The 12,642-nt window shown below is 66.5% G+C and carries 12 protein-coding genes; 5 read left to right on the plus strand and 7 right to left on the minus strand.

Features of this window, described 5'->3' with window-relative positions:
- Positions 1 to 52: 52 nt before the first annotated feature.
- Positions 53 to 1,363 carry an MFS transporter gene (locus ACQ3HB_RS06490; protein WP_430918814.1) on the minus strand — a complete coding sequence of 437 codons (1,311 nt, stop codon included), beginning with the start codon at positions 1,361 to 1,363 and terminating at the stop codon, positions 53 to 55.
- 174 nt (positions 1,364 to 1,537) lie between these two features.
- Positions 1,538 to 1,969, minus strand: a complete 432-nt coding sequence (locus tag ACQ3HB_RS06495) for a hypothetical protein (protein ID WP_430918816.1) — start codon at positions 1,967 to 1,969, stop codon at positions 1,538 to 1,540.
- 402 nt (positions 1,970 to 2,371) lie between these two features.
- Between ACQ3HB_RS06495 and ACQ3HB_RS06500 the strand changes: the two genes are divergently transcribed.
- Positions 2,372 to 3,052, plus strand: coding sequence for a GAP family protein (locus ACQ3HB_RS06500; RefSeq protein ID WP_430918818.1), 681 nt, complete (start codon positions 2,372 to 2,374; stop codon positions 3,050 to 3,052).
- An 11-nt stretch (positions 3,053 to 3,063) separates the two neighbouring features.
- Here the strand turns inward: ACQ3HB_RS06500 and ACQ3HB_RS06505 are convergent, their stop codons facing one another.
- Complete coding sequence (locus ACQ3HB_RS06505) at positions 3,064 to 3,366, minus strand: SHOCT domain-containing protein (RefSeq protein ID WP_430918819.1); 303 nt, start codon at positions 3,364 to 3,366, stop codon at positions 3,064 to 3,066.
- 79 nt (positions 3,367 to 3,445) lie between these two features.
- Positions 3,446 to 4,099 (minus strand): DUF6325 family protein, encoded by a 654-nt coding sequence (locus tag ACQ3HB_RS06510; protein ID WP_430918821.1) that lies wholly within the window; start codon positions 4,097 to 4,099, stop codon positions 3,446 to 3,448.
- Positions 4,100 to 4,277: 178 nt separating this feature from the next.
- Here ACQ3HB_RS06510 and ACQ3HB_RS06515 point away from each other — a divergent pair, with 178 nt between their 5' ends.
- Positions 4,278 to 6,857, plus strand: coding sequence for a winged helix-turn-helix domain-containing protein (locus ACQ3HB_RS06515; protein ID WP_430918822.1), 2,580 nt, complete (start codon positions 4,278 to 4,280; stop codon positions 6,855 to 6,857).
- 123 nt (positions 6,858 to 6,980) lie between these two features.
- On the plus strand, positions 6,981 to 9,350 hold the full coding sequence (locus tag ACQ3HB_RS06520) for an arylsulfatase (RefSeq protein ID WP_430918824.1): 2,370 nt from the start codon (positions 6,981 to 6,983) through the stop codon (positions 9,348 to 9,350).
- 104 nt (positions 9,351 to 9,454) lie between these two features.
- Here the strand turns inward: ACQ3HB_RS06520 and ACQ3HB_RS06525 are convergent, their stop codons facing one another.
- Both ACQ3HB_RS06525 and ACQ3HB_RS06530 read right to left on the minus strand, forming a co-directional pair.
- On the minus strand, positions 9,455 to 9,919 hold the full coding sequence (locus tag ACQ3HB_RS06525) for a VOC family protein (RefSeq protein ID WP_430918825.1): 465 nt from the start codon (positions 9,917 to 9,919) through the stop codon (positions 9,455 to 9,457).
- Positions 9,858 to 10,481, minus strand: coding sequence for a MerR family transcriptional regulator (locus tag ACQ3HB_RS06530; protein ID WP_430918827.1), 624 nt, complete (start codon positions 10,479 to 10,481; stop codon positions 9,858 to 9,860). The genes ACQ3HB_RS06525 and ACQ3HB_RS06530 overlap by 62 nt, the downstream gene beginning before the upstream one ends.
- Between ACQ3HB_RS06530 and ACQ3HB_RS06535 the strand changes: the two genes are divergently transcribed.
- Positions 10,395 to 10,937, plus strand: coding sequence for a GNAT family N-acetyltransferase (locus ACQ3HB_RS06535; protein ID WP_430918829.1), 543 nt, complete (start codon positions 10,395 to 10,397; stop codon positions 10,935 to 10,937). The genes ACQ3HB_RS06530 and ACQ3HB_RS06535 overlap by 87 nt on opposite strands.
- Before the next feature lie 78 nt (positions 10,938 to 11,015).
- Positions 11,016 to 11,846: an SGNH/GDSL hydrolase family protein gene (locus ACQ3HB_RS06540; protein WP_430918831.1), complete on the plus strand. Its 831-nt coding sequence runs from the start codon at positions 11,016 to 11,018 to the stop codon at positions 11,844 to 11,846.
- Between the two features lie 22 nt (positions 11,847 to 11,868).
- Here ACQ3HB_RS06540 and ACQ3HB_RS06545 read toward each other — a convergent pair whose 3' ends face one another.
- Entirely contained in the window at positions 11,869 to 12,531 is a 663-nt protein-coding gene (locus ACQ3HB_RS06545) for an FMN-dependent NADH-azoreductase (protein ID WP_430918833.1), read from the minus strand.
- Between the last annotated feature and the right edge of the window lie 111 nt (positions 12,532 to 12,642).

Below are 12,642 nucleotides of genomic sequence, written 5' to 3' on the forward strand. Positions count from 1 at the left end.
TGCCCAGGAACCCCCGAGATCATGCAGATCTCGGGGGTTCTCTCGTTGCCGGTCATCGATCACGGGCGGGCTGGGGTATCCCAGTTGCCACTGCATCACCACGGACGGTTGTGCTGAGCGGCACGAAGGCATTCAGGAGGATGAGCGACAGTGCCCCGACTGCCGAGACGGACGCCGAGATCCAGAAGAGGTGCGGCAGGCCCAGCCACGCGGTTCCGACGCTCCCGAGGAATCCGCCGATCGCCCCGTTGAGCGCATACGAACTGAGGAAGACGCTCGAAGCCGTGCCGACGCGTGTCGGCAGGAGCCGCTGCGCGACGGTGATCCCGAGCACGCTGAACGTCGCGATGACCCCAGCCATCAGCACCTGCCCGAGCACGACCGGCACGAGATGCGGTTCGAAGAGGTCGGCCGACGCGTAACAGACGTGCGCACCGACCGCCATCACGGCGCCCGCGAACAGCACGGTCGCGACGCCCAGGCGGTCGGCGATCGCTGCAGCGACCGGCATCAGCATGATCTCGATGAGCGGTTGCAGGCCGATGATGCCTCCGCGGACCGCCGCATCCACGTGGAGCACCCCGTCCAGATACAGCGGGAGATAGGCGAGCTTCACCGTCTCACCGCACATGACGAGGACGTAGATGCCGGTGAACAGCACGAGCGGCACCATCGAGTCCGACCGGTTCGGAGCGGACCGGGATCGTCCGCGGCGCGATCGTGCAGCACGGGTCGCCGTCACGTCACGGACCGGGGTGATGACCGTGATCCCGATGAGCGGAACGATCGAGAGGAGGAGGGCCAGACCCGTCCCGATGAGCAGCAGCCGCAACCCGAGCGCAGCTCCCAGCACCGCCCCGATCACGGGCCCGACGACCCAACCGATCGCCATCGCCATGCGCATGACGGCCACGACGCGGTTGTCGAGCGGTGTGGGTTCGCGGTCGAGCTCGTCACGGACCGCAGCTTGGAGCTGGGCCGCACCCGCGCCGGCGATGCTCAGGAGCACGATGTTGACGGCGAAGGGCATCCACGTCTGGGTCGCGAACGCCATGAGCACCCAGCCGACCGATCCAGCGACGGCGGTGATTCTGAAGAGACGCAGCCGGGAACCGGTGCGATCGGACAGCGTGCCGACGATGTAGCCGGCGATCGGTGCGGCCAGATTGGTCAGGTAGAAGAGTCCTGCCGCCGCGACGGAGAGATGGACCTCGTTCACGAGGAACAACGTCATCTGCGGTGACGTGATCGAGATGCCGATGCCGGACAGCACCATGCTGATGAAGACGCCTCGAAGCAGGCGGGAGCCGAAGATGTACCCGGCGACGGTCGCGCGTCCGCTCGCTGCCCTGCTCTGTTGCACCCTCGACCTCACCCGTTTCCCGATCTCCCTGAATGGTATCAATCTGGCTCAGGTGGTCTCTCCGTGGTGTACTGGGTCGACGTGACGCGTCGCATCGGTGTGGCAAGCGAGCGCACATCGCAGGACCCCGGGATCGTGACGATTCCGGGGTCCTGCTGCTGGGACCGAATACGGTCAGCCCGCCGCCTTGCGGACGTGGTCCGCGATCGTTCGCTCCGTCTCGGGAGTCAGTGCCAGCACGGCGAACGACGTGACCCAGAGGTCTCCGTCGTCGAGCTTGGCCGCCTCCTCGAAGCCGAGGGTCGCGTACCGCGAGGTGAACTTCGAGGCTGGCTTGAAGAACACGACGACCTTGCCGTTCTCGTCGGCGTAGGACGGGAACCCGTACCAGGTCTTCGGGAACAGCTGCGGCGCCACCTCGGTGACGATGCGGTCGATCCCTTCCGCGAGCGCTCGATCGTCGTCCGGGAGTGCGGCGATCGCCTCGCGGAGCGCCTCCTGTCCGGCAGCCCGATTCTTCCCAGCCTTCTCCTGTGCTCGCAGCTCGGCCGCGCGCTGCTTGACCGCCTCGCGCTCCTCCGCGGAAAGCCCGGATTTCTCAGCCATGTCCTGCTCCTTGTCATCGTCGGTGTCGGCCGGTCCCGACCTCTGACCACCATATTGCTGCCGGGCGGACCGCGCTTCTCGGATCCTGCTCCATTCCGTCGAATGACATGACCGGGTGTACCGCGCCGCAGTCGAGCGCGCGGCGGCGATCACCGTCATCCTTTCCGGGTGACGCCCGGGCAGCGACGAATGGGTAGCTTCTCCTCGACACGCCTGGCGATGGCGTCGATCGAGGGAGGGCCCATGGACTCGCTGCTGCAGACGGATCCCCTGCGATCGCCGATGCATGCCGTGCGCGTGGAGCGGTCAGCGGCAGACGGGACGTGGGTCCTGACAGTCGATCGACGCACTGTTCCCGTCCCCAGCGGACCCGCGACGGTCTCCTCGGTGCCGGAGTAGCGGATGCTCGACGCACTGGGGAGGGTCCTGCCGATCGCGGCGGCGATGGCGATCAGCTCTGTGCCGATCATGGCGACGGTTCTGATCCTGCTCTCACCCACCGGACGACGCTCCGCAGTGCCGTTCCTCGTCGCCTGGGTGCTCGGTATGGCGATCGTGTTGTGGGTGTTCCTCGTCCTCGCAACGATCGTCCCGGTGCGCACCGTCGCGACGTCGCAGCCGGCGCTCGGTACCGCCTTGATCGCCGTCGGCGCCGGGCTGCTCGCTCTTTCGGTCATCGCAGGTCGGAGTGCGAGACGGACGAGGCGAAACGGAGGTCCGAGCGCAGTCATGCCGAGGTGGTTCAGCGCAATGGGGTCCATCGGCCCCCTTCGGGCGGTGGGGCTCGCGCTCGTCATGTCCGTGAGGCCGAAGGCCCTCCTCCTGAGCGCGGCAGCGGGTCTGTCGGTGCGCGACACTCGGCTCACGATCGGAGAGACAGCGGTGCTGGTGGCCGCCTACACGATCGTCGCTGCCTCATCCGTGGCGCTGCCCATCGTGTACTCGCTGGCGCGACCGATCCGCGCAGCGTCGTGGTTGCGAGCGATGCGCGGTTGGATCGAGAAGAACAACGCGGTGGTGACCGTCGTGATCCTCTTCGTGATCGGGATCGTGGTGGTCGGCGACGGGATCTCACGCCTCTGAGTTCGAACCGCTCAGCGGTCCGCGAGCAGTTTGGCCTTCTGCGCCTCGAACTCCGCCTGGGTCAGCACTCCGGACTCTCTGAGAGCACCGAGCCTGGTGAGTTGCTCGATCGTGTCCGGGACGTCCGTGGGAAGCGGCGGCGCCGCTTGAGGCGGGGGAGCGATTCGGGTTGCACCGCCCTCCGCCTCGACCGGTTGGACGGGAGGGGCAGGTGCGGTGCTCCTTGCGGCTGCATGCGCACCGACTGCTGCAGCGGTGCCGGCGATGACCGTCGTACGGACGGCCATCCGGGCCAGGGGGCGTCTTCTCAACATGATGGGGCTCCTGTGCGGTTCGTGAACGTGCGGAATGGGTCAGGTCATACGGGTGCGGGAGGGGTGGGCGCCCACAGGGTCATACTGCGGCTGGAAGGGCGGCGAGTGCGTCCTCGACGTCGTCGGCAGGGATTCGGGCGCCTTCGACGAGGAGCCCTCCCGCGTTGCGCACGGCCTCGGCGAACGGCGCCGCCCAGACGTCTTCCCAGATGAGCAGCGCAGCCGAGGTGTTCGCCGGCAACGCCGCTGCGGCGTGCTCGATATCGACCGTGCTGATGAGCCCGCCGACGTCCGCATCCAGGTCGGCGAAGCTCGGGACGTCCTCGATTTCGAAGGAGACGAGATGCCCGCCCGCGTCCTTGCCGACGAAGACCAGGTCGAGGATGCGCACCGTGCCGGATGCGACGAGATCGGTCAACGCCGGGACGATGTCTCCGGAGAATTCGTTGCCAGGGAACGCGACGACGATGTATTCGACAGGGCCGGTGGCCATGGTGGCCTTCTTTCTGTTCGGTGGGTTCGGGACGGGATTGACGGAGATGAGCTCGATGGCCAGCCGTTCGACGGCGTGGAGCAGTCCGTAGAGACGTGCTTGGTCCTGGATCCAGCCGACGAGGTGCGTCGTGCCGTTCGCCGTGTGGCTCACCGTGAAGCTCTGGCCGCTCTCGATCGCGAGGACGAGGGAACCGCTCAACGTGCCCTTGACCACGACCTCATAGCCACTGGAATGCACGGCGGATCCTTTCGTGCCCTGGCGAGAGCTGGAAAGCGCTCGGTACGGGTCGAGCATGCGTTGGGCGTGTGGGACGGCTCTCATCCGAACCGGGTGATTCCGGCGATACGGTCGCCCTGGCGCTTCACAGGGTGGTCGCGCGGTGCGACACTGGCGAAACTGACGGAGGTTGATACGCATGGTGACGGCAGGATTCGTGCCGCAGCGAACCGTCGACCGCCCGGAGCTTCGCGAACGGCTGAATGGCGCTCTGGACAAGCGGCTGACGCTCCTCGTTGCGCCCGCTGGTTCCGGGAAGTCGGTGCTCCTCCAGCAATGGCGCGATGGCGGCACTGCGGTGCCGGCGGTGTGGCTCGAGCTGGGGCGAGCGGATAACGATCCCGTTCACTGTGCGCGCCGGCTGCTCCAAGCGCTGCGTCTGACCGATACGGAGGTCGCCATGCTGAGCGCCCTCGTCATGCTCGGGGCAGGCGGACTCGGAACGCAGTTCATCGACGAGCTCGTGGCTCGTGTCGCGCAGCTGGGCGAGGTGGTGATCGTGCTGGACGACTTCCATCACCTGTCGAACGGCGCGCTCGTGACGGATCTCGATCTCCTGATCCGTGCGTTCCCGATCAGCGTGCACACGGTCGTGGCGACCCGCTCCGAACTCCCGACCGATCTGAGCGCTTACCGATTGGCCGGTGAGCTCGTCGAACTGCGACAGCTCGATCTGGCGATGGACGAGACCCACTCCGCTGCACTGCTTGAACTGACGTCCGGCCGCTCTGTGTCTCCCGACAACGTGCGCGTCCTGGTCGAGAAGACCGAGGGATGGCCGACAGGGCTGCAGCTCGCCGGACTGACGCTGAGCATGCGCGCCGATGCCGATGCGTTCGTCCGCGACTTCAGCGGTTCGGATCGACTCGTGAGCGACTACTTGAGTCAGCAGGTGCTCGCATCCCTCTCACCCCAGAAGAGGCGGGCACTCCTCCGGTTGTCCGCGTTGGACGACATGCACCCCGAGTTGGTCGCAGCAACGATGCACGAGAGCGGCGACGGGCCGCTGTTCGAGGAGTTGGAGCGCAACGCGCTTTTCGTGACCGTCCTCGACGATCGCCGCGAATGGTTCAGATTCCACCATCTCTTCCGAGATCTGCTGCGGTATCAGTTGCGCGCCGAACATCCCGAGGACGAGACACGCATCGCCGTCGAAGCCGCGCGGTGGCATCTCGATCGGGGGGAAGTCGATGCCGCGGTCGAGTACTTCGTCCGCTCGAGACAGTGGGCGCTGCTCATCGACACGATCCTGAGTCGGAGCGGTCCGATGTTCGAGCAGGGCAATCTGGGAACCGTCGTACGCTGGCTCGAGACCGTCCCGGAGCCGATACGGCGGGACGACGTCAATGCGTCGCTGTGCTACGCCGTGCTCATCGGGCTCAGCGGACAGGGAGCGCGAGCCGAGGACATCCTCGTCGGAGTGGCCACCGATCCGACGGCGACGCCTGGTCAGCACACGTGCGCGGAGACGTTCTTGGCGGCACTGGTGCAGACGCTCCCGCACGCAGCCCAATCGCTCGGCGCAGCGTCTCGCGCCCTCCAACTGCTCGCCGAAGACGATGGTGTGCATGGTCCAGACATCTTGCACCTGACCAGCCGACAGTCGTTGGAGACGATCGCCACGGTCTCCGGAGGCCGTGCCTGCTTCCTCGACGGGGACATCGCGGAGGCGCGACGATGGCTCGAACGGTCTCTGCTGACGGAAGGAGCGGCCTATTCCCTGTGGCGGATCAATGCACTCGGAGCCCTCTCGCTCGTCGAAGCCTGGAGCGGCCGATTGGCGCGCGGCCGACGGCTGGCTCGGGAGGCACTGAAAACCGCCCGCGAAGTCGGGTCGATCACGAACTGGGGCTGCTCCGACGCATTCCTCGCGCTCGCCGTCATCGCGATCGAATCGGGTGAACCGCAGAACGCGGCGATGTCCCTGCACGAGGCGCGTCTCCGTGCGGAAGCCACGAGCAGGACGCAGCTGCTCTGGGTGTGCCACACCGTCGAAGCGCTCCTCGCGGAGTCGAACTCGGACGCAGCGTCGCAGGAGTCTCCGGCCGGGCCCCAGCCACGCGTGGCCGCTGATCGGTTGCGGGCGCTGCGTATCCGCGCTCGTCGTCGGTCCGGAACGGACGACGTCGCCCGGCCACCCGTCACGTCCGTTCCGAACCGCAGTCCGTACGAACTGTTCGAGCTCGGGATGTACGCGCTCGATCACCATCGGCTCGATCAGCTCGGTCACAGCATCACGGAACTCGGCGCTGCGGAGGTGGGCGAGGAACCGCTTCGCCTCGTGCACCACGAGATCCTGTTGGCCAGACGCCACCGGTTCGAGGGCGACGCCGCCGCCTCGGCGAAGCACCTCGCCGAGGCGCTCACCATTGCGGGCGGCGAGGGCATGGTCGAGGTGTTCGTGCTGGCCGGCCCCGACGTGTTGGCGTTGGTCGCAGGCTCGGCCGACTCCGACGAGGCCTTCCGCAGCCGGGTGCTTCGCCGCGCGGAACGTGCCACGGTCCCGCTGCCCGGCGCCGAACTGCAGACGCCCTTGACCAAACGTGAGGCCGAGGTGCTGGCCTATCTGCCGGGCCGCTACTCCAACCATGAACTCGCGGAGAAGTGCTTCGTATCCGTCAACACGATCAAAACGCACATGGTGCACATCTATCAGAAGCTCGATGCGCCCAATCGCAGCGCGGCGATCATGAGGGCACGGGAGCTCGGACTCCTGTAGCGAGCAGCAGCATTCAGGTCGGTCTGTCCGCACCTCATCCCAAGAGGATGAGAGCGCGGCGAGACGAGGGATCTACCGTGACCTCACCGATCACCCTCATGGGTGCAGCCAACAGGAGGTCTGATGTCTCGTTCAACACCGCACGAAGTCCAACGATCCGTGCTCCCCATCCCCGATCGAGAGCACGTCGGATTGACGACATACGATGCGAAGGACCCAGACACCTCGTTCCCTCCGATTGTCCCGATGCGTCCGCCGGAAGGGGCGCCCAACGTGCTCATCGTCCTGATCGACGATGCCGGTTTCGGGGCGGCGAGCGCGTTCGGCGGGCCGTGTCAGACACCGACGTTCGATCGACTGGCCGGTGACGGCCTGAAGTTCAACCGGTTCCACACCACTGCTCTGTGCTCGCCGACGCGGCAGGCGCTGCTGACCGGAAGGAACCATCACGCCGTCGGAATGGGCGGCATCACGGACATCGCCACCTCCGCGCCCGGCTACAACTCGGTCCGGCCGGGGAGCGCGGCGCCGCTGGCCGAGACGCTTCGATACAACGGGTACGCGACCGCGCAGATCGGCAAGTGCCACGAGGTTCCGGTCTGGGAGACCAGTCCGATGGGACCGTTCGATCGATGGCCGACCGGCAGCGGGTTCGAGTACTTCTACGGTTTCGTCGCGCCGGAGACGAACCAGTACTACCCGGCGCTCTATGAGGGCACTGCGCCGATCGAACCACCGACGACCCCGGAGCAGGGGTACCACCTCACCGAGGACCTCGCAGACCGGGCGATCACGTGGATCAGCCAGCAGAAGTCGCTCATGCCGGACAAGCCGTTCTTCATGTACTTCGCACCGGGAGCCACCCACGCGCCGCATCACGCTCCGGAGGAATTCATCGAGCGGTATGCGGGAAAGTTCGACCAGGGCTGGGATGCCGTGCGCGAGGAATCGCTCGCTCGGCAGAAGGAGCTCGGTGTCGTTCCGGTCGATGCAGTGTTGAGCCCCAGGCACGAGGAGATCAGCGCGTGGGCAGACGTCCCGGAGGATCTGAAGCCGGTGCTCGCTCGCCAGATGGAGGTCTACGCGGGCTTCATGGAGCATACGGACCACCACGTCGGACGGATCATCGAGTCGCTCGAGGACCAGGGGATCCTCGATGAGACGCTCATCTTCGTCATCATCGGGGACAACGGAGCGAGCGCGGAGGGGACGCCCAACGGGACGTTCAACGAGATGATCTCCTTGAACGGCGCGGCTGCTCTCGAAACCACGGAGTTCATGGCTGCGCGCATCGACGAGTTCGGCACACCGGCGGCGTACAACCACTACGCGGTCGGTTGGGCGCACGCCATGGACGCGCCGTTCCAGTGGACGAAACAGGTCGCGTCGCACTTCGGGGGGACGCGCAACGGGACCATCGTCCGTTGGCCGGAAGGCTTCTCGGCGAAAGGGGAGGTGCGTCAGCAGTTCCACCACATCATCGATGTCGCGGCGACCGTTCTCGATGTCGCGAAGATTCCCGAGCCAGACTTCGTCAACGGGATCCAACAGATGCCGCTTCACGGCGTCAGCATGGCGTACTCCTTCGACGACGTCTCAGCGGAGGAAGCACGTGAGACCCAGTACTTCGAGATGTTCTGCAATCGGGGCATCTATCACAAGGGATGGACGGCGGTCACCAGGCACAGCAACCCATGGGCGTTCAACGCTGCTCAACCAGCTCTCGACGACGACGTCTGGGAGCTCTACGACACGCGAACGGACTGGACGCAGTCGCACGACGTCGCCGCGGAGAATCCACAACGCCTCGCCGAGCTGCAACGGCTCTGGTTGATCGAAGCGGTGAAATACAACGTGCTGCCCTTGGACGACCGCCGGCTGGAACGCTTCAACTCCGATCTCGCAGGCCGGCCGGTGCTCGTCCAGGGGCGGACGCAGATGCTGTACGGAGGTATGCATCGTCTGAGCGAGAACTCGGTGTTGAACCTGAAGAACAAGTCGCATGCGGTCACGGCCGAGATTATCGTTCCCGAGGGCGGCTGCGAGGGAGTGATCATCGCGCAGGGCGGCGAATTCGCGGGATGGTCGCTCTATCTTCACGATGGCAAGCCGAAGTACTGCCACAACTTCGCAGGCTTGCAACACTTTTATGCGGAAGCCGACAGGGTCGTTCCTGCCGGAACGCATCAGATTCGGATGGAGTTCACCTACGACGGTGGAGGGCTCGGCAAGGGCGGGCTCGCGGAACTGTACCTGGACGGATCGAAGGTGGGGGAGGGACGGGTCGGCGTCACCGTTCCGATGCTCTATTCGGGTGATGAGACGTGCGATATCGGCTACGACTCGGGTACAGCGGTCAGCGAGGACCACACGAGCGCGTCGAGCCGCTTCACCGGGACCGTGAAGTGGGTCCAGTTGGACGCCGGGCTCGATGACCACGACCATCTCATCAGTCCCGACGAGCGGTGGCGCGCTGCCATGGCGCTCCAATGATGTGGCTGATGACGGATTCTCTCACCGCGCAGCTTGAGGAGCCGGCCGCCCTCGTCGATCGAACAATCCACGGACGTCCTGATCGTCGCCTGGAATCGATCGGTCTAGCGTGCGCGTGCGTCGTCCGTCAGAAAACCCTCACGACGCTGCCGTTGGTCCAGCGTCTCCAACTCCTGGAAGAACGTGATCTGCCAGCCGGCGGGGCCGTGGACTCTGGCGTTGATGGTCCGGAACGGTGTCTCCGTGGGTGCTGCTACCGTGCGGGCGCCTGACGCCTCCGAGGCCGCGATCGCGCCGGGGGTGTCGTCGACTTCGAGCGCGATCCGGAGGGTCGGGCCGTCGGGCGTCGGCGCGTTCTCGATCGCGTCTATGGCGCGAACATGGGTCGGCGTCGCCAACTCGATCGTGGCGATACCGGCGTGGAGGATCGAGACCCGGTCGTCGCCGTCCGTGGCGAAGGCCGGTTGTTCGGGCATGCCCAGAACGTCTCGGTAGAACCGTACGGCCTCATCGAAGTCGTCTGTCTCGATGATCAAACGGAGCTGGCGCGGAGGATTCGGAGGAGTCATGATTCCCACTCTGCATCCTGACATGCGTGTCAGGTGCAAGCCCCAATCGGCTTCGCAAGCGAAGCAGGGCGGAGAGCTCCGCCTCGATCGAGTCCTTCTCGCTGTGGAGTCGAGCCGACGCGGCGGTGAATGCCGCGTCGAGCTTGTCGGCATCGGTCTCGGCTCTCCCGAGCGCCGGGAGCAGGTCGCGGATCACGGAACTGCAGAAGCCCGCATCGAAGAGCTCCTGGATGCGGCTGACCGTTCCGAGGTGTTCGGCGGAGTAATGCCGTTGCCCACCTGCCGTTCGCTGCGGTTCGAGGAGGCCCTGCTGCTCGTAGTAGCGAAGCGAGCGAACGCTGACACCGCTCTTCCTCGAAAGCTCACCGATTCGCATGGCTCGATTATCGCCCTCCGATGCGTCACCCGACAGCGTCCGCCGTCGAACGGGAACGGGCGACCGCCGGAACTCCTCCGCGACTTGAGAGGATGGGACGTGCTCACCGATCTGCATCTGCCCGTGTCCATCGACGTCGAGAACGGAACCGTGCTCGTGCGTCGCGCGCAACCGGATGACCTGCATGCGATCATGCGGCTGCTCTCCGACGATCCGATCAGTGCGGGGCGCGGCGATGTCGCGAGCGACTCGGACGAAGCGTCGTACGCGGAGGCGTTGGATGAGATTATCGGCGATCCGGGCAATGAACTCGTTGTGGTCGTCGACGGGGCCGATGCCGTCGTCGGAACTCTGCAGCTGACGCTCATCCCCGGGATGGCGCGACGCGGGAGCAGGCGTCTGCTCGTCGAAGCGGTGCGCGTCTCGAACACACGACGGTCCTCCGGAATCGGGAGTGCATTGCTGCGCTGGGTGACCGAGCGTGCCGCCGTCGATCTCGGGGCATCGCTCGTCCAGCTCACTTCGGACGCGGCCAGGACCGACGCGCACCGGTTCTACGTGCGGCTCGGGTTCGTCGATTCGCACGTGGGGTTCAAGTACGCCGTTCCGGGGGCCCTTCGACAGGCTCAGGGACCGGCGTGACCGGTCGTTGAGCCTGTCGACATGCCCTCCCACGAGCCGCTGGACGGAAAGCGCCCCGAGCAGGGCTAGCGTGAAGGGATGTTCGAGAGATACGTCGCCATCGGCGACAGCTTCACGGAAGGCGTCGGCGACGAGCTCGCAGACGGTCGTGTTCGCGGATGGGCCGACTTCGTCGCGCTCGGGCTCGCGCTGGCCGCGGCCGACCGCGTCGAAGGCGGTCAGGGCGAGACCACGGATGCCGATGGCGCCCCGCCCGCCGAGGTCAGATACGCGAACCTCGCGATCCGGGGGAAGAAGCTGACGCCGATCCTCGATGAGCAGCTCGAAGCCGCACTCGCCCTGGGCCCCGACCTCGTGAGCCTGAACGGCGGAGGCAACGACATCATGCGCCCGCGCGTCTCGATCGTCGAGGTCTCCGATCGTCTCCACGCCGCGGCGGACCGCGTCGTCGAACACGGCGCCCACCTGCTCCTCCTGAGCGGGGCGAACCCTTCGGAGCACCTGCCGATGGGCGCTCTCGTCGAACAGCGCGGGGAGCGCCTCGCCGCTGAGGTCCGAGCACGACTGCCGCGCGAAGGCGTGACCTTCGTCGACAACTGGGCCGACCACACGCTCCGCGACGGGCGGTACTGGTCAGCGGACAAGCTGCACCTCAATGCGTTCGGCCACGCGCGCGTGGCTGCGAACGTCCTCGGCGCCTTCGGCGTGCCCGTTCCCGAGAGCTGGAGGATCGCAGCGGTCGCTGAAGCGCCGGCCGGCCCGCCATCGAGACGGAACGCCGCCTACTACCGCGAATACGTGCTGCCGTGGATCGGCAGACGGCTCACCGGTCGCTCGTCGGGCGACAATCGGAGCGCCAAGCTGCCGACCCTCGAACCGGTCGTCGTTGTGGAGCCGACCGGGCTCTGACGAGTCGAGACGGAGCGATCCGTCAGCCGGCCGTGCCGTCGAGCGCGGCGGTCCCGAGCTGAGCGCCGGACACCGCGGCGGCGACGAGGGCATCCGCGAGTTCACGACGGCTGCGCTCGACGTCAGGTGCGGGGGAGCCGAGCTGCTCGGCGAGCGTGAGGCTCGTGGTGATGAACTGAACGTCCATGCCGAGCGCGGATCCGAAGAGCACCTGCAGTGCCGGGATCTCGTGATCCCAGCCCGCGGTCGGCGTTCCGGCGTCGTACGCGCCGCCCCGGCTCGTGGCGATGACGGCCGGGCGCCCCGCGAGCGGCAGGACGGGGAGCGATGACGTCGCCCCGGGGACGTGGATGTGGTCGATCCACGTCTTGAGCGTCGACGGGATCGAGTAGTTGTAGAGCGGCGCACCGATCAGAAGGACGTCGGCGGCGAGGAGTTCCTGGAGGAGCGTCCGCTGCAGGGCTTCAGCGGCGGCGGGCGGAGTCGAACCCTCGACGCGGTCGGCGGGGAGCCAGTGCAGCGACGCGTCCGGGAGGTGCGGGATCTGGTCGACGTGGAGATCGCGGTAGGTGATCGTGTTCCCAGCATCGGCCGCCAGCCAGGCGTCGGCGAACGCCGCGGTGATCGCGCGGGAACGGGAAGACTGGAGGTCGGCGGACGAGTCGAGATGCAGGAGGTTGGCCATGCGACAACGCTACAACCCGGGGAAATCGCTCTCGTGCTGGAGGGCGCCGTCGAGCGGCACGGCGAAGCATATGACAGATCCTTGACGCCCGTCACACGAGCGGTACAGTCG

The sequence above is a fragment of the Plantibacter lichenum genome, assembly GCF_050587525.1.
In the GTDB taxonomy this organism is placed as follows: domain Bacteria; phylum Actinomycetota; class Actinomycetes; order Actinomycetales; family Microbacteriaceae; genus Plantibacter.